This is a genomic window from Massilia sp. UYP11, assembly GCF_050434805.1.
Classification (GTDB): Bacteria; Pseudomonadota; Gammaproteobacteria; order Burkholderiales; family Burkholderiaceae_D; genus Telluria.
On record NZ_JBNDJE010000004.1, the window covers coordinates 115,037 to 136,733 of the forward strand.

The 21,697-nt window shown below is 65.2% G+C and carries 17 protein-coding genes; 3 read left to right on the forward strand and 14 right to left on the reverse strand.

From position 1 onward, the window contains the following. Nucleotides 1-17: 17 nt before the first annotated feature. Nucleotides 18-338, reverse strand: coding sequence for a hypothetical protein (locus ABIB38_RS09360; RefSeq protein WP_429203485.1), 321 nt, complete (start codon nt 336-338; stop codon nt 18-20). A 31-nt stretch (nt 339-369) separates the two neighbouring features. Between ABIB38_RS09360 and ABIB38_RS09365 the strand changes: the two genes are divergently transcribed. After that, entirely contained in the window at nt 370-1,401 is a 1,032-nt protein-coding gene (locus ABIB38_RS09365) for a hypothetical protein (protein WP_429203486.1), read from the forward strand. Nucleotides 1,402-2,182: 781 nt separating this feature from the next. Here the strand turns inward: ABIB38_RS09365 and ABIB38_RS09370 are convergent. The 11 genes from ABIB38_RS09370 to ABIB38_RS09420 all read right to left on the reverse strand — a co-directional run bounded on the left by ABIB38_RS09370 (nt 2,183) and on the right by ABIB38_RS09420 (nt 16,335). Next, nucleotides 2,183-2,656 (reverse strand): hypothetical protein, encoded by a 474-nt coding sequence (locus ABIB38_RS09370; RefSeq protein ID WP_429203487.1) that lies wholly within the window; start codon nt 2,654-2,656, stop codon nt 2,183-2,185. A gap of 24 nt (nt 2,657-2,680) precedes the next feature. Further along, nucleotides 2,681-4,423 (reverse strand): PQQ-dependent sugar dehydrogenase, encoded by a 1,743-nt coding sequence (locus tag ABIB38_RS09375; protein WP_429203488.1) that lies wholly within the window; start codon nt 4,421-4,423, stop codon nt 2,681-2,683. Between the two features lie 158 nt (nt 4,424-4,581). Next, a complete protein-coding gene (locus ABIB38_RS09380) occupies nt 4,582-5,685 on the reverse strand; it encodes a ribonucleotide-diphosphate reductase subunit beta (RefSeq protein ID WP_429203489.1) in 1,104 nt (367 codons plus the stop codon). A 119-nt stretch (nt 5,686-5,804) separates the two neighbouring features. Then, the gene (locus ABIB38_RS09385) at nt 5,805-8,723 is read right to left on the reverse strand and encodes a ribonucleoside-diphosphate reductase subunit alpha (RefSeq protein ID WP_429203490.1); all 2,919 of its coding nucleotides are present in this window, start codon (nt 8,721-8,723) and stop codon (nt 5,805-5,807) included. Nucleotides 8,724-9,324: 601 nt separating this feature from the next. Next, nucleotides 9,325-10,785, reverse strand: a complete 1,461-nt coding sequence (locus tag ABIB38_RS09390) for a sigma-54-dependent transcriptional regulator (RefSeq protein ID WP_429203491.1) — start codon at nt 10,783-10,785, stop codon at nt 9,325-9,327. A gap of 3 nt (nt 10,786-10,788) precedes the next feature. After that, nucleotides 10,789-12,402 (reverse strand): sensor histidine kinase, encoded by a 1,614-nt coding sequence (locus ABIB38_RS09395; RefSeq protein ID WP_429203492.1) that lies wholly within the window; start codon nt 12,400-12,402, stop codon nt 10,789-10,791. A gap of 39 nt (nt 12,403-12,441) precedes the next feature. Beyond that, nucleotides 12,442-12,690, reverse strand: coding sequence for a PP0621 family protein (locus ABIB38_RS09400; protein ID WP_429203493.1), 249 nt, complete (start codon nt 12,688-12,690; stop codon nt 12,442-12,444). Further along, nucleotides 12,690-13,493 carry a cytochrome C assembly family protein gene (locus tag ABIB38_RS09405; RefSeq protein WP_429203494.1) on the reverse strand — a complete coding sequence of 268 codons (804 nt, stop codon included), beginning with the start codon at nt 13,491-13,493 and terminating at the stop codon, nt 12,690-12,692. Before ABIB38_RS09405 ends, ABIB38_RS09400 begins: the two co-directional genes overlap by 1 nt. A 176-nt stretch (nt 13,494-13,669) precedes the next feature. Next, complete coding sequence (locus ABIB38_RS09410; protein ID WP_429203495.1) at nt 13,670-14,467, reverse strand: ABC transporter ATP-binding protein; 798 nt, start codon at nt 14,465-14,467, stop codon at nt 13,670-13,672. A gap of 1 nt (nt 14,468) precedes the next feature. Then, a complete protein-coding gene (locus tag ABIB38_RS09415) occupies nt 14,469-15,347 on the reverse strand; it encodes an ABC transporter permease (protein ID WP_429203496.1) in 879 nt (292 codons plus the stop codon). A 13-nt stretch (nt 15,348-15,360) separates the two neighbouring features. After that, the gene (locus ABIB38_RS09420; RefSeq protein WP_429203497.1) at nt 15,361-16,335 is read right to left on the reverse strand and encodes an ABC transporter substrate-binding protein; all 975 of its coding nucleotides are present in this window, start codon (nt 16,333-16,335) and stop codon (nt 15,361-15,363) included. A 251-nt stretch (nt 16,336-16,586) separates the two neighbouring features. On the opposite strand from ABIB38_RS09420, the gene ffh reads away from it, so the two are divergent. After that, nucleotides 16,587-17,954, forward strand: a complete 1,368-nt coding sequence (gene ffh / locus ABIB38_RS09425) for a signal recognition particle protein (protein WP_429203498.1) — start codon at nt 16,587-16,589, stop codon at nt 17,952-17,954. 232 nt (nt 17,955-18,186) lie between these two features. Beyond that, entirely contained in the window at nt 18,187-18,567 is a 381-nt protein-coding gene (locus ABIB38_RS09430; protein ID WP_429203499.1) for an SWIB/MDM2 domain-containing protein, read from the forward strand. Nucleotides 18,568-18,705: 138 nt separating this feature from the next. Here the strand turns inward: ABIB38_RS09430 and ABIB38_RS09435 are convergent, their stop codons facing one another. Then, the gene (locus tag ABIB38_RS09435; protein ID WP_429203500.1) at nt 18,706-20,091 is read right to left on the reverse strand and encodes an alkaline phosphatase; all 1,386 of its coding nucleotides are present in this window, start codon (nt 20,089-20,091) and stop codon (nt 18,706-18,708) included. Nucleotides 20,092-20,110: 19 nt separating this feature from the next. Continuing rightward, complete coding sequence (locus ABIB38_RS09440) at nt 20,111-21,574, reverse strand: alkaline phosphatase (protein ID WP_429203501.1); 1,464 nt, start codon at nt 21,572-21,574, stop codon at nt 20,111-20,113. Between the last annotated feature and the right edge of the window lie 123 nt (nt 21,575-21,697).

Consider the following 21,697-nt stretch of genomic DNA (forward strand, 5'->3'; position numbering starts at 1 on the left):
TCGGAAGACGTCCGGTATTAAGGACGGCTGCTGGTCGGGAACGGCCATGCGGTCGGCGCCAGCACGGTCTTCGCCGGCGCGGCGCTTGGCGCTGCCGGAGCGGCGCCTGGTGCGTCTGCCGGTTGCGCGGCGGTGGTCGCTGCCGGCTTGGCGGCCGGTTTCCTGGCGGCCGGCTTTTTCGCTTCCGGCTTGGCGTCGGCCTTGGCGTCAGCCTTCACTTCCGGCTTGGTTTCGGCCTTGGTGTCGACTTTGGCTTCCGGCTTGGCTTCGGCCTTGGCCACTACTGCTGGCTTGGCTTCTGGCTTGGCGACAGCGGTCTTGGTTGCTGCAGCTTTCACTGGAGCAGCTTTTTTAGCGGCTGGAGCAGCCTTGTTTGCAGCCGGCGCAGCTTTATTAGCGGCCGGCGACGCTTTTTTTGCTGCGGGCGACGCTTTCTTCACTGCTGGTTTTGCGGCGGTTTTGGTGGCGGTCGCTTTTTTCGCTGCCGGTTTGGCGGCGGTTTTGGTCGCGGTCGCTTTCTTCGCTGCCGGTTTGGCCGCGGTTTTGGTGGCGGTCGCTTTCTTCGCTGCCGGTTTGGCCGCGGTTTTGGTGGCGGTCGCTTTCTTCGCTGCCGGTTTGGCGGCGGTTTTGGTGGCGGTCGCTTTCTTCGCTGCCGGTTTGGCGGCGGTTTTAGTGGCGGTCGCTTTCTTCGCTGCTGGCTTGGCGGTTTTGGTCGCGGTTGCTTTCTTCGCTGCCGGTTTCGCGGTTGCCTTGGTCGCGGTCGCTTTCTTCGCTACTGGTTTAGCGGCGGCCTTGCTTGCAGTCGCTTTTTTGGCTGCAGGTTTAGCGGCGGCTTTGGTGGCGGTTTTCGCGGTCGACTTGGCGGCTGGTTTAGCGGCGGCCTTTTTCGCTGCCGGCTTGGCTGCCGGTTTAGCGGCGGCTTTCTTTGCTGCCGGCTTGGTTGCCGACTTGGCTGCCGGTTTAGCGGCGGCTTTCTTTGCCGCCGGCTTGGCTGCCGATTTCGCTGCCGGTTTTGCGGCGGCTTTCTTCGCTGCCGGCTTGGCTGCCGGTTTAGCGGCGGCTTTCTTCACTGCAGGCTTGGCTGCCGGCTTGGCTGCCGATTTGGTCGCGGTTTTGGCCGTTGCTTTGGTAGCAGCGGTTTTGGTCGCGGCGGTCTTGGTTGCAGTAGTTTTCTTTGCAACAGGTTTAGCAGCGGTTTTCGCTGCCGGCTTGCTCACGGCCTTGGCTGCCGGCTTGGCGGCTGCCTTGGTGGTGGTCTTGGTCGCGACTTTCTTTGCGACTGGTTTCTCTGCCGCAGCCTTTGCGCTCGACTTCGTCGTGGACGACGGCGCGCTCTTTACTGCTGCCTTTGCTGCTGGTTTCTTAGCGGTTGCCATTCTTGTTCTCCTTCATCTGCGATGAGAAATACGCTCGAGGTTTAAAACCCGCCGGATCAAACCCGGCGAATTATTCATCGGACCAAAGCAAGCGTCGATTTAGGCCAATGAATCCGGCACCGGCTGAACTGCTGCAACTCCTCACAGTTGCAGCGCTTCAGCCAACATCGACAGGTCACCGTTCCAGCGTTTCACATCGCTACCCTTGCGGGTGCGAAAAGAAAAAGCCGCCTTGCCTGAGCAATTGGTCAGACAAGCCGGCTTGTTCTTTTCGCTTCGCTTCCGTGCATACTGTTTGGTTCAGCGTCCTATTATTCGATCGATTTTGCCCGATGCCCGCGACAATATCACATCTTCTCGATTTGACAAATTCAATCACGTAAAGTACGCGCATTCTTTGTGAGCGCGCAACCGTGAATCGCAAAAAGAGTCGCGTGATTTGGACGGTGAATTGCGCGCCCGCGCGCCAATCAACGACATGCCCGACATGCGCTGCAGCCTTTACCTATCGCATTTCAACTGATCGATAAGCTGGAATCACGCCGCCATCGTGCCTCTGCCAGCGGGGCATATTCATGTTTCAGTGTCGCATGATTGCAAAGACCGGCCAGCGCACCACTGCATCTGAATCAACGTCATCCGAGTAAGTCTGCATATACGCGAGAGCGCATTCTCCGCACCCAATGCCGCCAGTCGAAAGGAGCATCCATGCCAACCACGTCGCTGCACGACGATCCCTCCGCCATCCCGGCGCTCGGCCACAGAACCAGCGGATCCATGTGCTGAAGAATGTCGCGACGTGCGGTTCACAGGCCGAACGGCCCGTACCAGTAAGTGATGTCGATGACCGCGCCGCGCTTTGACACATAAGCCTGGCGCGTTTCGCAGTTGACGAACAGCGCGCGGAAGGTGCCGTCCAGTTGCCGGCGCGGCATATCAGCCGGATGGCTGCCGGCGGGAACCAGCGGCCCCTGCCTCTTGGCGTGGCCGTGTTTCGGATCGGTGTTTGTATTGAGCATGCCGGCCAGCCTGAAAACTCCGTGGGCGTCGCGCGCCACGGCATCGTTGATCAAGCCGACGCAGGCGTCGTCGCGTGGCGCGTCCTTCACCTGCTCGGCGAGGACCAGCGGTGGCTGGGCAACGGACTCCGGTTTCCCGGCGGCGCAGGCGCCAAGCGTGAAGGGCGCAAGAACGGTCAGCAAAATGACAGGGTGGCGCATGCGCTGCTCCGGATCGTGGATGTCCAGGGATCGACGCGGCCCGCGCCGCATCTTTCCCATCTTAGCGCACGCCCTGGCGCCGATCTAGCGTTTCGGCATCGGGGTCGACACAGGGGTCGGCACAATGCGCCACACGGCGCCGCCGGCGTCGTCCACCACCAGCAAGGCGCCGTCGGCCGCGACTTCGACCGCGGCCGGGCGGCCCCAGACCTCGCGGTCGCTGATCACCATGCCGCTCATGAAGTCCTGGTACTGCCCGGTCGGCACGCCATCCTTCATGAACACGCGCGCCACCTTGTAGCCGGTGCGCACGCCGCGGTTCCAGGAGCCGTGCAGCGCGACGAAGACCTCGCCCTCGTACTCCTTCGGGAAAGCGTGCTTCGCGCCCTTCGGCGCGTGGTAGACCACCATGCCCAGCGGCGCCGAGTGGGCCTGCAGCAGCACGTCCGGGGTGATCGTCTTGCCCTTCAGGTCGGGGCGGATGCCCTTCAGGCGCGGGTCTTCGTTGTCGCCGATGTAGTACCACGGCCAGCCATAGAAGCCGCCCTGCTTCACGCGGGTCAGGTAGTCCGGCGGCAGGTCGTCGCCCAGCGCGTCGCGCTCATTCACATTGCACATCACGTCGCCGGTGGCCGGATACACCAGCAGGCCGACGCAGTTGCGCAGGCCAGTCGCGTACGTGCGGCGGTTCTTGCCGTCCGGGTCGAACGCCATCACGGTGGCGCGGTCGGTCTCGACGCCCCAGGCGGCGCCGAATCCGTGGCGTTTTTCCCACTCGGCGATCGGCAGCGGCGGTTGTGGACCGATGTCGCTGGCGACGTTGGTGGCCGAGCCGATCGACAGCAGCATCGTCTTGTCGTCTTTCGAGAACACCAGGGTGCGGGTGGTGTGGCCGCCGCTGGTCTCGGACAGCGAGGGAATCACCACCTCGGCTGCCGCGCGCGCCTTCAGGTCGCCGTTGCGGTAAGGGATGCGCACCACCGAATTGACGCCCGCCACGTACAGGTATTGCGGGTTGGCGCCGGACGGCCAGAACGCCATGCCGTAAGGACGCGACAGGCCGGTGGCGAACACGTCGGCGGTATCGGCCTTGTCGCCGTTCTTCGAGCGCAGCACTTTCACTTGGCCGGCGCCGGTGGCGGCCAGGAACACGTCGCCGTTCGGCGCGCGCAGGAGCGTGCGCGGCTTGTCGGCATCCTGGGCGAACACGCTCACTTCGAAGCCCGGCATCACGGTTGGCAGCGCGCCGTTCGGACGCGCCTGCACGCGCGGGCTGTTGCCGGCGCTGTCGGTGGCGAACGGCCTGGCCAGATCGGTCGGCTTGATGTGGAAAATCTTGCCGGGCCGGGTATCGTCCCAGGAGCCGGCGCGGTCCGCCGGCCTGGCGGCTGCGGCCGGCGTGGCCGGCGCTGCGGCGCCGGCGGCCGCGGGTCCTTGCAGGCTGGCCAGATAGTCGATCAGCGCCGCGCGCATCTTCTGGTCCGGCACGCCGACCGGCATCGTGGTGCCGGGCACCCGCTTGGCCGGGTCGAGCAGGAATACGTCCAGCTCTTCGCGGGTCCAGACCAGGCCCGCGGCGCCGGCCTTGGCCAGCGCCCCCGAATAGCCGAAACCGGGGACGCCGGCGGCCTTGCGGCCGACGACGCCGAACATGCCGGGACCGGCCAGCGGCGACAGCTTCGCATCGACCGTGTGGCAGCTGGCGCAGTTGTTCTGGAAGATGGTGCGGCCGGCGGTGACTTGCGGCGCGGAGGCGGCATGAGCGACGGATACCGTCGCCAGGCTGGCGAGCATGAGGACATGCAGCGTCAGGGAGTTGGCTTGCAAGGTTGTCTCCTGGTCAGGCGGGAAAAATCGCCATCATAGGGCAAGTCATCCCCGTACGGGCATTTCATATGGTTCAAGTTAGCCCGGTGTCGCAATAAACGAGCGGGCAAGAAAAACCCCGCACATGCGGGGTCTCGATGCTGCGATGCCGGCTCGGATCAATCCCAGCTCAGCGTGCCGCCGGTCTGGTATTCGGTCACACGCGTCTCGAAGAAGTTACGCTCCTTCTTCAGGTCGATCATCTCGCTCATCCACGGGAACGGATTCTCTTCGTTCGGGAACAGTGGCTCCAGGCCGATCTGCACGGCGCGGCGGTTGGCGATGAAGCGCAGGTAGCCCTTGAACATCGGGGCGTTCAGGCCCAGCACGCCGCGCGGCATGGTGTCTTCGGCGTAGCGGTATTCCAGGTCGACCGCCTGCAGGAACAGGGCGTTGATCTCTTCGCGGAATTCCGGAGTCCACAGCTGCGGGTTTTCCATCTTGATCGTGTTGATCAGGTCGATGCCGAAGTTCACGTGCATCGACTCGTCGCGCAGGATGTACTGGTACTGCTCGGCGGCGCCGGTCATCTTGTTCTGGCGGCCGAGCGCCAGGATCTGGGTGAAGCCGACGTAGAAGAACAGGCCTTCCATCAGGCAGGCGAAGACGATGATCGACTTCAGCAGCTTCTGGTCGTTTTCGGTCGTGCCGGTCTTGAATTCCGGGTTGGTCAGGACGTCGATGAACGGGATCAGGAACTGGTCCTTGTCGTGGATCGACTCGATCTCGTTGTAGGCGTTGAAGATCTCGCCTTCGTCCAGGCCCAGCGATTCGACGATGTACTGGTAGGCGTGGGTGTGGATCGCCTCTTCGAAGGCCTGGCGCAGCAGGTACTGGCGGCACTCGGGGGCGGTGATGTGGCGATAGGTGCCCAGCACGATGTTGTTCGCGGCCAGCGAGTCGGCGGTCACGAAGAAGCCCAGGTTGCGCTTGACCAGGCGGCGCTCGTCTTCCGACAGGCCGTTCGGGTTTTTCCACAGCTCGATATCGCGCTGCATGTTCACTTCCTGCGGCATCCAGTGGTTGGCGCAGCCGGCCAGGTACTTGTCCCAGGCCCATTTGTACTTGAACGGCACCAACTGGTTCACGTCGGTTGCGCCGTTGATGATGCGCTTGTCGTCGGCGTTGACGCGCTTCGCAACCTCAGCGGCGGGAGCGGCGTCGGGATTGGCGGCTTGTGGGGCGCGCGGGGCGCTGGTTGGTTCGTCGTCCCAGGAGAGCATGGTGATTTCCTTCTTTTGTGGCCTGGCGCGAGCAAGCGCGGTGAGGTCACATGGTGTGTTGATAGCGGAGATGAATGGTGCGCGCCGACCGTCCGGTCGGCCCGCACCCGGTTACAGCATTACTGGCAGGCTTCGCATTCCTCGAAACCATCGTCGCCCGGACGCAGGTAGCAGGCGGCGCCTTCGGCTTCTGGCGCGGCTGGTGCTGCGGTCACTGGCGCTGCCGCCGGCGCTGCATGGCCTGCCTGCAGGCCGCCCGAGACCGGCACGGCGTTCAGGGCGCCGGTGCGGGTGGTCGACTTTTCCAGGTGGGTCGCGGCGATGGTGCGCAGGTAGTAGGTGGTCTTCAGGCCACGCAGCCACGCCAGTTTATAGGTCTCGTCCAGCTTCTTGCCCGAGGCGCCGGCCATGTAGATGTTCAGCGACTGCGCCTGGTCGATCCACTTCTGGCGGCGCGAGGCGGCTTCCACCAGCCACTTCGGCTCGACTTCGAAGGCCGTCGCATAGAGGTCGCGCAGGTCTTGCGGCACGCGGTCGATCTTCGACAGCGAACCGTCGAAGTACTTCAGGTCGGCGATCATGACTTCGTCCCACAGGTCGCGCGCCTTCAGGTCGCGCACCAGGTACGAGTTGATCTCGGTGAATTCGCCCGACAGGTTCGACTTCACGTACAGGTTCTGGAAGGTCGGTTCGATGCAGGCCGACACACCGATGATGTTCGAGATGGTCGCGGTCGGGGCGATCGCCACGCAGTTCGAGTTACGCATGCCGAACTGCTTGATGCGCTCGCGCACCGGGGTCCAGTCCATCACTTCGCTGGTGTCCTGCTCCAGGTAGCCGCCGCGCTCTTCCGCCAGCAGCTTGATCGAGTCCTGTGGCAGGATGCCGCGGTCCCACAGCGAGCCGGTGTAGGTCTCGTAGCGGCCGCGTTCCTCGGCCAGCTCGGTCGAGGCCAGGTAGGCGTAGTAGCAGACGGCTTCCATCGAGACGTCGGCGAACTTCACCGCCTGTTCCGAGGCGAACGGGATGCGCATCATGTGCAGGCAATCCTGGTGGCCCATGACGCCCATGCCCACCGGACGGTGGCGCAGGTTCGAATTCTTCGCCTTGTCGACCGCGTAGTAGTTGATGTCGATGACGTTGTCCAGCATGCGCATCGCGGTGCGGATGGTCTTTTGCAGCTTGACGTGGTCCAGGCCATCGCCCTTCATGTGCTGCGGCAGGTTCACCGAACCCAGGTTGCAGACGGCGATTTCGTCGGCGCTGGTGTTCAGGGTGATCTCGGTGCACAGGTTCGACGAGTGCACCACGCCCACGTGCTGCTGCGGCGAACGGATATTGCACGGATCCTTGAAGGTGATCCATGGGTGGCCGGTTTCGAACAGCATCGACAGCATCTTGCGCCACAGGTCCATCGCTTCGATCTTCTTGAAGACCGCCATCTCGCCATTGGCGGCCTTGGCTTCATAGCCCACATAGGCTCGTTCGAAGGCCTTGCCGGTCAGGTCGTGCAGGTCCGGCGTCTCGGACGGCGAGAACAGGGTCCAGCTGCCTTTTTCCATCACGCGCTTCATGAACAGGTCGGGAATCCAGTTCGCGGTGTTCATGTCGTGGGTGCGGCGGCGGTCGTCGCCGGTGTTCTTGCGCAGGTCCAGGAATTCTTCGATGTCCAGGTGCCAGGTTTCCAGGTAGGCGCAGACCGCACCCTTGCGCTTGCCGCCCTGGTTCACCGCCACCGCGGTGTCGTTGACCACTTTCAGGAACGGGACCACGCCCTGCGAACGGCCGTTGGTGCCCTTGATGCGCGAGCCCAGCGCGCGCACCGGGGTCCAGTCGTTGCCCAGGCCGCCGGCGAACTTCGACAGCAGCGCGTTTTCCTTGATGGCGTCGTAGATGTCTTCCAGGTCGTCGCCGACGGTGGTCAGGTAGCACGACGACAGCTGCGAGCGGCGGGTGCCCGAGTTGAACAGGGTCGGGGTCGAGCTCATGAAGTCGAACGACGACAGCAGGTTGTAGAACTCGATGGCGCGCGCTTCGCGGTCGCTTTCCCTCAGGGCCAGGCCCATCGCGACACGCATGTAGAAGGCCTGCGGCATTTCGATGCGCACGTCGCGCACGTGCAGGAAGTAGCGGTCGTACAGGGTCTGCAGGCCGATGTAGCCGAACTGCAGGTCGCGGTCGGAGACAATGGCCTTGGCCAGGCGCTCGAGGTCGTACTTGCCCAGCTCTTCGTCCAGCAGCTCGTTGTGGATGCCCTTGGCGATGTATTGCGGGAAGTAGGTCAGGTATTCGGCGGCGGCGCCGGCTTGCGGCACTTCGTGGCCAAACACTTCTTTACGGATGGTGTGCAGCAGGATGCGGGCGGTCACCTGGCTGTAGGCCGGGTCCTTTTCCATCAGCGCGCGGGCAGCCAGGATGGCGGACTTGTACAGCTCCTCGACCGGCACGCCGTCGTACAGGTTCTTCATGGTCTCGGCGACGATCGCGTCGGCGTCGACGTGCTTTTCCAGGCCCGAGCAGGCGGCGTTGACCAGGGCGTGGACGTCGTTGATGTCCAGCAGGCGGCGCGCGCCGCCATCGACCACGTGGATCTGCGGCGCGGCGACCGGCGCGCCGCCAGCGGCTTCCTTGGCCGCGCGGCGCTCGTCCATGCGCTTGGCGCGGTACAGCACGTATTCACGTGCGACATCGTGCTCGCCCGAACGCATCAGCGACAGCTCGACCTGGTCCTGCACGTCTTCGATATGGAACGTGCCGCCGTTCGGCTGGCGGCGCACCAGCGCGGTCACCACATTGCCGGTCAGCTGTTCCACCAGTTCGCGGATGCGCGCCGAAACCGCGCCCTGGCCGCCGGCCACGGCCAGGAAGGCCTTGGTCATCGCGACCGAGATCTTGTGCGGCTCGAAAGCGACGACGGCGCCGTTGCGGCGAATGACGCGGTAATCGCCGCGCGCGACGATCTCGGCCGGGGTTTGGCTGGTCGACGCCGATCCTGGGGTGACGTGTTGGTTGATCGAGATGTTCTGTGCTGTTTGCATTGAGCCTCCAGGATGAGCGGTCGGACCGCCTTTGTTACATGAGGACCGGGTGGCGGATGGCGCCATGGTCCGTCAACAAAATTAAAAGCAAAAACAAATCCCTGCCAGCCGGTGGCCGATGCTGGCAAACCAGAGAAGCAGGGTAAGAATAATAAATAAAGCGTTTAAATACAGCGCGTCAGAAAGTACCTAATAGACAAGTCGCTGAACAAATGTGTGAGCAATTTGTGGGCAACTTGTGGACAACATGCTGACAACTCACTGCAGGCCAATATGCTGGTGCCGTTCGGTCTGCTACCACTACATCTAGTGCCAAGCTTTGATATGAGACTAATTGTAGTACCTCGCTTGCGATCGAGGCAAGCTAATAAATGGTCATTTTTTTTGTTTTTTGGCGCGTGCAGCCTTGACATTTCAGCGTCGTACAACAGAAGGGGAGCACACGGTGAGCAAGCACTAACATCAGGAAAATCTGCACTAAACAGGCGCCTTGCGCGCGGAATCACCACGCGGCGCGCATGCTCCGCCACAGCGCATTATGCACCAAAATAATTACCGCAAAGTAACATAATCGGATGATCGACGCTGCAGGACGAATGCCTCAGTCGTCCGGGGCGCTGATGTCCAGTTTCTGCATTTGATAACGCAGCTGGCGCACGCTGATCCCCAGCAGGCTCGCCGCCTGGGTGCGGTTGAACTGGGTCTGCTGCAGCGCGCGCCCGATGATGTCGCGTTCGACCTGTGCGAGATATTCGGGCAGGTTGCCCGGCAGCTCGGCCGGCCCGAGCGCGACCGGGGCCGCCACCGGTGCGGGTGCGGGCGGCGGCGCCGGAGCAGCGGCAGGGGGCGCCGCCGTCGGCGCCGGCGCCGGCGCAGCAGCCGGCGCGACCGCCCCGCCCTGCCCTGCCTCCACCGGCCGCGCCGCCTTGAGCGACAAGTCCCCGACCTGGATCGCGCCATCGTTGGCGAATGCCAGCGCCCGCTCCAGCACGTTCTCCAGCTCGCGCACGTTGCCGGGGAAGGAATACGCCTTCAAGGCTTCCAGCACGCCCGGTCCCAGCGACGCCTGTCCCGGCCCGGCCAGCCGCTGCAGGATGCCGTCGGCCAGCAGGGCCAGGTCGTCCAGCCGCTCGCGCAGCGGCGGCAGCGCCAGCTCGATCACGTTCAGGCGGTAGAACAGGTCTTGCCTGAACTTGCCGGTCTCGACGCAGCGCGCCAGGTCCTGGTGGGTGGCGCTGATGATGCGCACGTCGACCGCTTCCTCGCCCGTCGCGCCGATCTTGCGCACGCGCCGTTCCTGGATCGCGCGCAGCAGCTTGACCTGCATCGCCAGCGGCAAGTCCGCCACCTCGTCCAGCATCAGGGTGCCGCCGTCGGCGGCCTGGAAGAAGCCGTCGCGCTCCTCGGCCGCGCCGGTGAAGGCGCCCTTGCGGTAGCCGAAGAACTCGGCTTCCATCAGGGTTTCGGGGATCGCGCCGCAGTTCACCGCCACGAACGGTTTCGAGGCGCGCGAACTCTGGGCGTGGATCTCGCGCGCCGCCAGCTCCTTGCCGCTGCCGGATTCGCCGGTGATCGAGATCGGCGCCATCGAGCGCGCCAGGCGCGCGATCTGCGAGCGCAGCGACTGCATCGCCGGCGAGTGACCGATCATGCGTGACGCGATCGCTCCACCGTCGGCCGCCGCCGCGCCCCCTTCCGACAGTTTCAGGGCCGAGCGCACCATCACGCGCAGCGCGTCGAGCGCCACCGGCTTGGCGATGTAATCGAACGCGCCGGCCTTGAGCGCCACCACCGCATTCTCGGCGCTGCCGTAGGCGGTGATCACGGCGACCGGGGTACCCTTGCCCGAGGCGGCGATCTCGCGCACCAGTTCCAGCCCCAGGCCGTCCGGCAGGCGCATATCGGTCAGCACCAGCGCGTAGTCGTGCGCCTCGAACAGGCTGCGCGCCTGGCGCAGGGTCGCGGCGCTGTCGACGTCCAGGCCCATCTTGAGCAGGGTGATCTCGAGCAGCTCGCGCAGGTCGGCTTCGTCGTCGAGCACCAGGATGCGGGGCGCGCTCATGGCCTACTCGAGCGCGAAGGTGATGACAAAGCGGCCGCTGGCCTTGCGCGGCCCCAGCGCGGATGGGTCGAACCGGTATTCATAATCGAGTTTCGCATCGTTGTTCAGGCACAGTTCGCGCGCCAGGTAGAGCCCCAGGCCGGTCCCCTTGCTCGACGTAGTATAGAAGGGCTCGAACAGGTGGTCGCGCACTTCGGTCGTGATGCCGGGGCCGTCGTCCTGCACGTGCAGCTCGCGCCGACCGGCGGCATCGCGCGCCGGGAAGATGCGGATGCTGGCCGGCCGGCGGCTGGCGTAGCGCACCGCGTTGTTCAGCAGGTTGAGCAAGACCTCGTGCAGGTGCAGCGGATCGAAGCGCACCGCGCTGCCGCCCGGATCGCCTATATAGACTATATCACCGGCCAGGCCGTGCATTTCGCAGAATTCGGCCTTCAGCTCGTCCAGGAAAGGGCCGAGCGCCACCGGTTCGCCGTTCGGCTGGGCCTTGCGCGACAGCTGCAGGATGTCTTCCACCATGCGGTTCACGCGCGTCACGTTGTCGCGCACGATCTTCAGCAGGCGCACCTCGGCCGGCCCGTGCAGGTCTTCGGCCAGCAGCTCGGTGGCGTGGCCGATCGCCGACAGCGGGTTACGCACCTCGTGCGCGATGCTGGCGGTCAGGCGGCCCATCGAGGCCAGCTTGAGTTGCTGCGCCTGGTTTTCGATGGCGCTCACGTCCTGCATGAAGATCACGCTGCGCCCGGCCGCGTCCCCTCCGTCGGCCACGCGCGCAAAGCGCAGCTTGAGGTGCACCGGCTGGTCGCGCCGGCCGCGCACGTCGCCGGCGCCGTTGCCTTCGCGATAAGGTTTCAGGGTGACGAAGGCCTTGTCGTTGCCGGGCACGGCCAGCCAGGCATCGAAGGCGAGCGCCACCGGATCGAAGGCGGGCGCCGCGCGCAGCGAAAACGCCGAGGTGTCGGCCAGGCCCAGCATGCGCCGCGCCGCCGGGTTGCCGGTGAACACGGCGCCGTCCGCCCCCACCACCAGGATGCCGTCGCCGACGTCGGCGATCACGATCTCGTTGATCGCCTGCTGGATGCGCAGGTCGGCGCCGCGCTGGGCCGCCAGTTCTTCTTGCTTGAGCAGGCGCGCCGCCAGGCGGTTGACCATCAGCACGCCGGCGAAGAAGGCGGCGCCGAACAGGCCGGCCTGCATCAGGGGCGGGTTGCGCCCCTCGACCACCAGCTGCCAGACGTTCAGCCCGAGCAGGAACAGCGTCGCGACCGCCGCCGCGAACAGCGCCAGCAACAGCGGCGCCAGGATCGCGGCGCCGGCCAGCGGGAACAGATACAGGATGCCCAGGCCGCTGCGCATGCCGCCGGCGGCCAGGTAAAGCAGCGAAATCACCAGCAGATCGACCGCGATCTGCAGCCCGAGCTGGATCAGGAAGCGTTGCTGCCAGCGCGCCGCCAGCGCGAACAGCGCCGCCGCCAGCACATAGACGACGCAGGTTTCGGTGTTGACCGGGTCCGGGCGCAGCTGTCCGCTTTCCAGGTCGACGCCCAGGTACAGCAGCAGCACCAGCGCAATGACGATGCGGGTGACGGTGAAGGTCTGGAGCGAACGCCACAGGGTCACGCGCGCTCCCGCCGACAGCCTGCCGGGCGCGGACTTCAACTACTTGGGCGGCAGGCGCACGTGGCCTGGCGAGCAGTAGTCCTGGCCGTCGGCGTGCACCGATTCGGACGCCGGGAAATATACGCCGCAATGGGCGCACTGGGCCATGGCCTCGATCTGGCCGGTCGGCGCGGCCGGGCCGCGCCCCATATCGGGCGGAACCCCATGGCGTTTTGCCAGCGCGCGCAGCTTGCTGCGCACGGCGAAAACGATGAGGACGATGAGGGCAATCCAGAACAAGATACGCATCAGTAGACTCCCCGGTGCAGGACGACCTCGAGCACGAAGCGACTACCGACGTAGGCCAGCGCCAGGGTGGCGAAGCCTGCCAGCGTGAAGCGCAGCGCGGTCTTGCCGCGCCAGCCCTGCCACTTGCGCCCGGCCAGCAGCGCCGCGAACAGCGCCCACGAGAGCAGCGCGAACACGCTCTTGTGGTCGAGCAGCAGCGGCCGGCCGAACACCTGTTCGGAGAACACGAAGCCCGACAATACCGTCAGGCTGAGCAAGACGAAGCCGATCCAGATCACACGGAACAACAGTTTTTCCATGGTGAGCAACGCCGGGAGCTGGTCGAGCGCGGAGCCAAACCAGCCGCCGCCGGCGTTGCGGGTATGCAGCCGCGTTTCCTGCAGCGCCATCAGCACGGCGTGGAAAGCGGCGATGGTCAGGGTGCTGTAGGCCAGCACCGCGACCGCGATATGCCAGCCGAAGGCGGCGGTCTTGCCGGCCAGCGGCGTCAGGGTGCCCGGGAACAGCAGCGGCAACAGGGTGGCCGCCGCCGCGAACGGCATCACCAGGCGGCGCAGGCTGTCGAGGGCGAAATTGCGGTTCTCGACCCAGTAGGCGGCCACCGACACCCACAGGGCGCTGGAAATCATGATGGCGAAGCCGACCCGCAGCCGTCCCGGCACCATCACGTCCATGCCGAGCGCGACGCCATGCAGGATCCAGGCCGCGGCGGTCACGCCCGAGATGACGGCGCCCAGCCGCGACGGCAGCAGGGCGCATACCGCGTACAGGAAGGCAGCGGCAAGGAAGAGGGAATTCTGCATAATAAGAGTCTACACCATTGGCCGCGGCCAATGGTGTAGACGTAGGCTGGGCCGGGGCGCGCAGCCGGCTCTGCCGCCCGGTGGTGATGGTTGGCGGCGAGATCATCCGGCACGATGGTGCAGACGGTTACCGATCGACGCGTCGGCGGCAGAGCCGCCAACCCTACATATATAGATCAATCCACTGCCGCCATCCGCAACTCGTCGTTGTGATGCCGCTCCTGCTCTTCCATCACCATCAGCCCCAGCTCGCGCTTGAGCAGGTTGAATTCCGGCGCCGCCGGGTCGCGCGGGCGCGCGATCTCGACCAGCAGATCGCGCTTGATCGTGCCCGGCCGGTACGTCATCACGACGATGCGGTCGGCCAGGTAGATCGCTTCCTCGATGCTGTGGGTGACGAACAGGATCGTCTTTTTGAGCTCGGCCCACAGCCGCAGCAGCTCGTCCTGCAGGTTGCGCCGGGTCAGCGCGTCGAGCGCGCCGAACGGCTCGTCCATCAGCAGGATCGGCGAATCGAGCGCCAGCACGCGCGCGATCGCCACCCGCTGGCGCATGCCGCCGGACAGGTCCTTCGGGTAGCGGGCGCGAAAGTCGGCCAGCGACAGCAGCCCGAGCAGGTCGTCCACCCGGCGCGCGATCTCCGGAGCGCGCATGCGCTTGATCTCGAGGCCGAAGCGGATGTTCTGCTCGACCGTCATCCAGGGAAACAGCGCATACTCCTGGAAGACCATGCCGCGCTGCGGCCCCGGTCCGGTGACCGGGCGGCCGTCGACCAGGATCGACCCGGAAGACGGCGGCGCGAAGCCGGCCACCGCGCCCAGCAGGGTCGACTTGCCGCAGCCCGACGGGCCGAGCAGGCAGGTGAACTGCCCGCGCGGGATGTCCAGGTCGATGTCCTGCAAGGCCACCACCTCATGGTCTTCGGCGCCGAACACCTTGTTGACGCCTTCGATGCGGATGTGGATATCGTCCATGTCAATGCTCCAGGCCGCGGTGCCAGCGCAGCAGATGGTTGTTCAGGCGGTTGACGCCGATGTCGATCAGGAGGCCCAGCACGCCGATGCTGATCATCCCGGCGATGACCTTGTCGGACCAGAAATACTCGCGCGCCTCCGAGATGCGGAAACCCAGGCCGCTGTTTACGGCGATCATCTCGGCCACGATCACGACGATGAAGGCGGTGCCGATCCCGATCCGCACGCCGGACAGGATGTAGGGCACCGCCGCCGGCAGGATCACGCGCAGGAACATCGTCAGCTTGCCGGCGCCGAGGTTGCGCGCCGCGCGCAAATAGATGCCGTCGACCTGGCGCACGCCGGCGACCGTGTTCATCAGGACCGGAAAGAAAGCGCCGATCGCGATCAGGAACACCGCCGGCGGATCGCCGAGCCCGAACCACAGCATCGCCAGCGGGATGTAGGCGATCGGCGGAATCGGCCGCAGCACCTGCACCAGGGGGTTCATCCAGGCGTGCACGCGCTGGCTGGCCCCCATCGCCAGCCCGAGCGGCAGCGCCAGCCCGGCGCCGATGGCGAAGCCCACCACCACCCGGTACAGGCTGGCGACGACGTCGAGCGGCAATTCGCCGGACAGCGCCCATGCGAGCCAGCCGCCGTCGGTGTACTGCGCGAACGGCTCCAGTGGCAGCAGGTAGTCGACCCACTTGCGCCACACGTCCAGCGGCTCCGGCAGCACCTGGCGGTCGACCAGGCCGCTGGCCGCCACCCATTGCCAGAGGGCGATCGCCAGCACCGGCACCACCAGGCCGGTGGCCGCGTCGTTCCATCGCAGTCGCTGATTGCGCGCTCCCTGGCGCGACGTGCGCGGCCCCTTGCGTCGTTCAATGCGTTCCATGATCAATGCTCCCCTACTTGATGTTCAGGCTTTTCTTGGCCGAGGCCAGCAGGTCGGTGCGGACCCAGTCGCTGGCCAGCGGCGGACGCGCCATGCGCCCCACCCCGGTCTGCGCCATGACGTCGGTCGTGACCTGAATGTGCTGCGGCGTGATGTCGTAGGAGTACGGCGAATTGGCCATCGCCGCGCGGAAGTCGGCCACCGTGATCTGGCCCTTGAACATCGACTGGCGCACGTAGTGTTCGGCGATGTCGGGCCGGTCGATGAAGGTGCGCGTGGCCTGGACGAAGCAGCGCATGAACTTCTCGGCCAGCGGCCGGCGCTCGCGGTAGAACTTCTCGGTCATGACCATGGTGCGCACCGGCTCGCCGATCGGCGTCCCGTAGGGCTTCATGACCTCCACCCCGAAGCCCATGTTGATCGCCTGCGACGATTGCGGCTCGGATTGCATCATCGCGTCGATGTGCCGGCCCAGCAGCGCCTGGTTCAGCTCCGGATAGGACAGGTACACCAGCTGCACGTCCTTGCGGCCGCTGGTGTCGGCGCTCAGCTTGTTGCGCGCCAGCTCGGCCATCAGGAGCACTTCCTGGATGCCGCCGCGGGTGACGCCCACGCGTTTGCCCTTGAGCTGGAGGACGGACGAGATCTTCTGTTCGGGCCGCGCCACCAGCCGCGCCCCGCCGCGCGCGAAGCCGGCCACCACCACCACCGGGGCGCCGCCGGCGCGGCCCTGGATCGCGGCCTCGGACGCGGTGGCCCCCACGTCCAGCTCGCCGGCGATGATGGCCTGCATGATGTCCAGCCCCTTGGCGAACATTTTTTCCTCGACCCGGATGCCGCAGCTCGGGGCGATTTCCTTGATATAGGACACCGCGCCGAAGTGCGCCAGCTTCAGGTTCCCCAGCCGCACGACGTCCTGGGCCGCGGTCGTGCCACCCGCGCCCACGAGCAGCAAAGCGATCAATGTCTTGCCGAACATCTTCCTCATGCGTTTTCTCCTTGGCTCGATTTCTAAGATTAATGCTTGCCGGAAAGGCGAGTAGGCAATACACCATGCGGGCCGCGCGTCATGTTTGCGCTATGCCAAAAGGCGACGCCGTTGGCGAAAATTGGTCGGGACAGGCCTGGTTCGGCGCGATGTGCTGTGCCGGGAGGCGGCGCTGCGAGGTAAAATGGCGCGTTGGCGAACCTGCGCCAACGCGAATTGCGCTTCTTTCTGCTTCTTTCTATTAGGTCGACATGCTAGATAACCTCACCCAACGCCTTGCCAAGGTCGTCAAGACCATGCGCGGCGAGGCCCGCCTGACCGAGGCGAACACCGCGGAAATGCTGCGCGAAGTGCGCATGGCCCTGCTCGAGGCGGACGTGGCGCTGCCGGCGGTGCGCGAATTCATCGCCAAGGTCAAGGAAAAAGCCCTGGGCGAAGAAGTCGTGGGCTCGCTGTCGCCGGGCCAGGCCCTGGTCGGCGTGGTGCAGAAAGAGCTGGCCGCCCTGATGGGCGCCGACCTCGGCCCCGAGGCGACCCAGCTCTCGTTCGCCCAGCAGCCGCCCGCGATCATCCTGATGGCCGGCTTGCAGGGTGTCGGCAAGACCACCACCACCGGCAAACTGGCCAAGTACCTCAAGGAACAAAAGAAGAAAAAAGTCCTGACCGTCTCGGCCGACGTCTATCGTCCCGCCGCGATCGCCCAGCTCGAATCGGTGACCAGGCAGGTGGGCGCCGACTTCTTCCCATCCAGCGCCACCGACAAGCCGGTCGACATTGCCCGCAACGCGCTGGACTGGGCCAAAAAGCATTACCACGACGTCCTGATCATCGACACCGCCGGCCGCCTGGGCATCGACGAAGCGATGATGCAAGAGATCGCCGCCGTGCACAGCGCCGTCAATCCGGTCGAGACCCTGTTCGTGGTCGACGCCATGCTGGGCCAGGATGCGATCAACACCGCCAAGGCCTTCAACGACGCCCTGCCCCTGACCGGCATCGTGCTGACCAAGCTCGATGGCGATTCGCGCGGCGGCGCGGCGCTGTCGGTGCGTCACGTGACCGGTAAACCAATCAAGTTCGCCGGCGTGTCCGAAAAACTCGATGGCCTCGAAGCGTTCGACCCCACCCGCATGGCCAACCGCGTGCTGGGCATGGGCGACATCCTGGCGCTGGTCGAAGAAGCGCGCAAGGGCGTCGACGCCGAGGCGGCGGCCGAACTGGCCAACAAGATCAAGGTCGGCGGCCGCTTCGACATGAACGACTTCAAGGCGCAGCTGACGCAAATGAAGAAAATGGGCGGCATGGCCGGCCTGATGGATAAACTCCCGGCCCAGTTCCAGCAGGCCGCGAGCGGCGCCAATATGGACCAGGCCGAGAAATCGGTGCGCCGCATGGTCGGCATCATCGATTCGATGACCCCGGCGGAGCGCGCCAAGCCCGAGCTGATCAAGGCCAACCGCAAGCGCCGCATCGCAACCGGCGCCGGCGTGCAGGTGCAGGAAGTAAACCGCATGCTGAACCAGTACGACCAGATGCAGACCATGATGAAAAAGCTCAAGGGCGGCGGCCTGATGAAGATGATGCGCGGGATGAAGGGAATGATGCCCGGCATGCGCTAATCCGCATCCCAATCGGCGAGCACCGCGCAAAGTATCGCTTTGCGCGGTTTTTTTTCGCCGCTTGTCAGCGTTTTTTCGTTCTCATGCGTTGTTGTGTGCGATAACGCCCATTTGGCGAGTTTTACGAGTGAAAAAGTTCTGAAAAAGACTTGCACGTTCCGTAAAACGCTACCAATATAGGCGTGCGATAAATTACGCACTTTTCCACGTGTTCGTTTTAGGAGGCTCGAAGATGGCAACAGCCAAAAAAACCACCGCAGCGCCAGCAAAAAAAGCCGCTGCCAAGCCTGCTGCAGCGGCCAAGCCGGCAGCAAAAAAGGCAGCTCCAGCAGCGAAATCGGCCGATAAGCCGGCAGCCGCGCGCAAGCCGAATGCTGCTTTCATGAAAGCAATGACCCCGTCCGCCACGCTGGCTGCCGTCGTCGGCGACAAGCCGCTGCCGCGCACCGAGGTGACCAAGAAGGTCTGGGAATACATCAAGTCGAAAGACCTGCAAGACGCAGCAAATCGCCGCATGATCAATGCCGACGACAAGCTGAAAGCAGTTTTCGGCGGCAAGGCACAAGTCTCGATGTTCGAAATGACCAAGCTCATTTCGGATCACCTGAAATAAGCCAAGCTTTATTTTAAAAGCTTCAGCTTAAACAAAAGCCCCGGTTTCAAAACCGGGGCTTTTGTTATTTAGCTGTAAATACTAGTGGCAAGTGGTTAATGAATGCCGGGATCGGCGCGGCGCGCCGATCCGGATCCATTACAAGCCCGCTGCCGCTTTCATCAGATGAAACACCTGGGTATTCTCGATCGTACCCTTGAAAGACGCCGATCCGGCCCCGGTCGCATACAGTTTCACGTCGCCGCCGCCATGGGTTTCCGACGACTTGTGCACGCCGGTTTCTTGATGATAATCGTCGCCTTGCGCCACCACGCTGTCGACGTCGGCGCGCACGTCCGGGCGGTTCGGACCGTTGCCGAACACCAGGGTCGTGAAGGTCTTGCCGTCCGCATCCTTCTTCGGCTCGCCCGACGCATAGTCGCGCACGATGTCGGTGATCGGATTGCCGCGCTTCGGGTAACCGTTGATCTGCATCGTGTGGTCATGGTCGGCGGTCAGCACGATCAGCGTGTTCTGCAGGCCCGGATCGATGGCGCGCATGCGCTCGATCGCCAGCTGCAGGGCGTCGTCGAAGGCCACCGTCTCTTCCAGCGCATGCTTGGCGCGGGTGTCGTGCAGGGCGTGGTCGATCTTGCCGCCTTCGACCATCAAAAAGAAACCATTCGGATTCTTCGACAGCAGGTCGATCGCCTTGCCGGTCATCTCGGCCAGGGTCGGCTGCTCGGGACGGCGCTGGTAGGCGTAGTCGAGGTGGCTCGTGGCACTGAAAATGCCCACGAACTTGCGGCCTTCCCTGGCGGACATCATGCCGGCGCGGGTGCCGGCCACGTAGTAGCCGGCGCCGGCGAATTCGGCCAGCAGGTCGCGCCCGTCGGGGCGGCCCCTTGGATTGGTGGCGGGGTCGCGCGGGGTGAAATGGTTGCGCCCTCCTCCCATCAGCACGTCCACGCCGTCGCCCAGCGCCTTGTTGTAGCCGGCGCCGCCGGGCACGATCTGCTGCGCGATCGCATACACCGCGTCGCGGCTGCAGCTGTGCGCGAAGGTCGATGCCGGCGTGGCGTGGGTCAGTTCGGTGGTGGTGACGGCGCCGGTCGCCTTGCCCTGGGCCTTGGCCAGTTCCAGGATCGTCACCGCCGGCGTGCCGTTGTCCTGGCCGCAGCGGTCGACGCCGTCCTTGCCCGGCTCGATCGGTCGCGCGCCGGCATGCGAGATGACGTCGTTGTTCAACTTCAGGCCGGTCATGTAGGCGCCCATCGACGGCGCGCTGTCGGTGGTCTGGTAGTCGAGCGAATAGGTCTTGATGCGCGCGGTGCGCTCCATCAGGCGCTCGAAGTGCAGCAGGCTGTCCTCGCCGCCGCGGTGAATGCGGGCTGCGGTGATGACGGACGGGCCCATGCCGTCGCCCAGGAAGAAGAGGATGTTCTTCGCCTTTTGCTGGGCAATGGCAGGCGTGGCGAAAGCAGCGGCAAGGGCTGGAATACATGCGGCGGCCAGCAGCAGTGGAGTAAAACGGGGGAAAGTCATGGTGGCTCCTGGTCGCGGCTTACAGGCCGGCGGCGGTCTTGATCAGATTGAACACGCGGGTGTTGTCGATGGTTCCGCGGAACAGTTCGGCGTTGGCGCCGGTCGCGCCCAGGTAGACGTCGCTGCCGCCATGGGTCTCGGCGCCCGCGCGGGTGCGCACCACGGCTTCCTGGTGGTAGTCGTCGCGCGTCACGATCTCGTCGGTCAAGGGCGCACTGCGATTGCCCGCGTGGCGCTGCTCGCCGGTGCCGAAGCCGATGATCGTATACGGCTGGCCCTTGCCGTCCAGCGTCGGCTTGCCGTCGGCGGTGCGCACCAGGCCGATCACGCCGGGGTTGGACGGCGTGGTCTTGCCGGTGCGGGCCGCGTAGCCGTTCAGGACCAGGGTGTGGTCATGGTCGGCGGTGGCGACGATCAGGGTGTGCTTCAAGCCCGGGTCGAGCGCTTCCATGCGCTCGATCGCCGCCTGCAGCGCCGCGTCGTAGGTCACCGCTTCTTGCAGCGCGCGCTTGCCGAGCGTCGCGTGCAGGGCGTGGTCGATCAGGCCGCCCTCGACCATCAGGAAGAAGCCGTTCGGGTTCGGCGCCAGGAGCTCGATCGCCTTGCTCGCCATCGCCGCCAGCGCCGGCTGGCGGCTGGCGTCGCGCACGGCGTCGAAGTCCATGTGGTTCGGTGCGAACAGGCCGACCGCCGGCTGGCCCGGGGTCAAGGCGTTCAATTGCGCGGTGTCGTTCACCACGCGAAAGCCCCTGGCCTGCAACTCGGCCAGCAGGTCGCGGTTGTCGGCGCGCTTGCCGCCGCGGTCGAACGGCGTGAAATTCCGGGCGCCGCCGCCGAACAGCACGTCCAGGCCGCGCGCGCCGAGCGCCGCGTTGTAGCCGGCGCCGCCCGGCACCAGGCTGGCGGCGATATCGGTTTCCAGCCTGCGGTGGCAGGCGTGGGCATAAGTCGCGGCCGGAGTGGCGTCGGTGACGCTGGTGTTGGTGACCACGCCGACCGCCATGCCGCGGCGCTTGGCCAGTTCGAGCAAGGTGACGGCGGCGGCGCCGCTCTGGCCTTCCTCGCAGCGGCTGACCAGGGCGTTGCCGTTGGCGTCCTTGCCAGGGGCGATCGAGCGGGTGCCGAAGGACATCGAGACCACGCCGTTATTGTGCTTCACGCCGGTCATGTAGGCCGCCATCGCGGCGGCACTGTCGGTGACCTGGGCATCGTTCGAGAAGGTCTTCACGAAGGCCGACTCGGGCAGCTTGTCGATCGCCAGCTCGCCGTCTTCGCCGGCGGCGAAGATGCGCGCCGCGGTCAGGGTGTTGATCCCCAGGCCGTCGCCGAGGAAGAAGATGACGTTCTTCGCGCGCTGGTCGATGGGATTGGCGGCGGCGGCGCCTGGCGCGACGGCGGCGGATGGGTTTGACGCGGGCGGCGGCGTCGCGCAGCCGGCGAGTGCCGCCAGCAGCGCGGCGAAGGCAAGAGTGGTCGGTCGCATGCAGTCCTCTGCTTGGGAAAGCGGAAAGTCTACACTGCTAACGTGACGCGTTGGTGAACTGATATGTTGAGATTTTGTACAGCGGGAGCGGGGTCTTCAGGCGTAGGTTGAACGCGTCGGCAG

Excerpts from the sequence above, each read along its gene's own strand:
- ABIB38_RS09370 (WP_429203487.1), bottom strand. The coding sequence starts at position 2,656 with ATGGGAAAGATGCGGCGCGGGCCGCGTCGATCCCTGGACATCCACGAT.
- ABIB38_RS09380 (WP_429203489.1), bottom strand. The coding sequence starts at position 5,685 with ATGCTCTCCTGGGACGACGAACCAACCAGCGCCCCGCGCGCCCCACAA.
- ABIB38_RS09385 (WP_429203490.1), bottom strand. The coding sequence starts at position 8,723 with ATGCAAACAGCACAGAACATCTCGATCAACCAACACGTCACCCCAGGA.
- ABIB38_RS09390 (WP_429203491.1), bottom strand. The coding sequence starts at position 10,785 with ATGAGCGCGCCCCGCATCCTGGTGCTCGACGACGAAGCCGACCTGCGC.
- ABIB38_RS09400 (WP_429203493.1), bottom strand. The coding sequence starts at position 12,690 with ATGCGTATCTTGTTCTGGATTGCCCTCATCGTCCTCATCGTTTTCGCC.
- ABIB38_RS09405 (WP_429203494.1), bottom strand. The coding sequence starts at position 13,493 with ATGCAGAATTCCCTCTTCCTTGCCGCTGCCTTCCTGTACGCGGTATGC.
- ABIB38_RS09410 (WP_429203495.1), bottom strand. The coding sequence starts at position 14,467 with ATGGACGATATCCACATCCGCATCGAAGGCGTCAACAAGGTGTTCGGC.
- ABIB38_RS09415 (WP_429203496.1), bottom strand. The coding sequence starts at position 15,347 with ATGGAACGCATTGAACGACGCAAGGGGCCGCGCACGTCGCGCCAGGGA.
- ABIB38_RS09420 (WP_429203497.1), bottom strand. The coding sequence starts at position 16,335 with ATGAGGAAGATGTTCGGCAAGACATTGATCGCTTTGCTGCTCGTGGGC.
- ffh (WP_429203498.1), top strand. The coding sequence starts at position 16,587 with ATGCTAGATAACCTCACCCAACGCCTTGCCAAGGTCGTCAAGACCATG.
- ABIB38_RS09430 (WP_429203499.1), top strand. The coding sequence starts at position 18,187 with ATGGCAACAGCCAAAAAAACCACCGCAGCGCCAGCAAAAAAAGCCGCT.
- ABIB38_RS09435 (WP_429203500.1), bottom strand. The coding sequence starts at position 20,091 with ATGACTTTCCCCCGTTTTACTCCACTGCTGCTGGCCGCCGCATGTATT.
- ABIB38_RS09440 (WP_429203501.1), bottom strand. The coding sequence starts at position 21,574 with ATGCGACCGACCACTCTTGCCTTCGCCGCGCTGCTGGCGGCACTCGCC.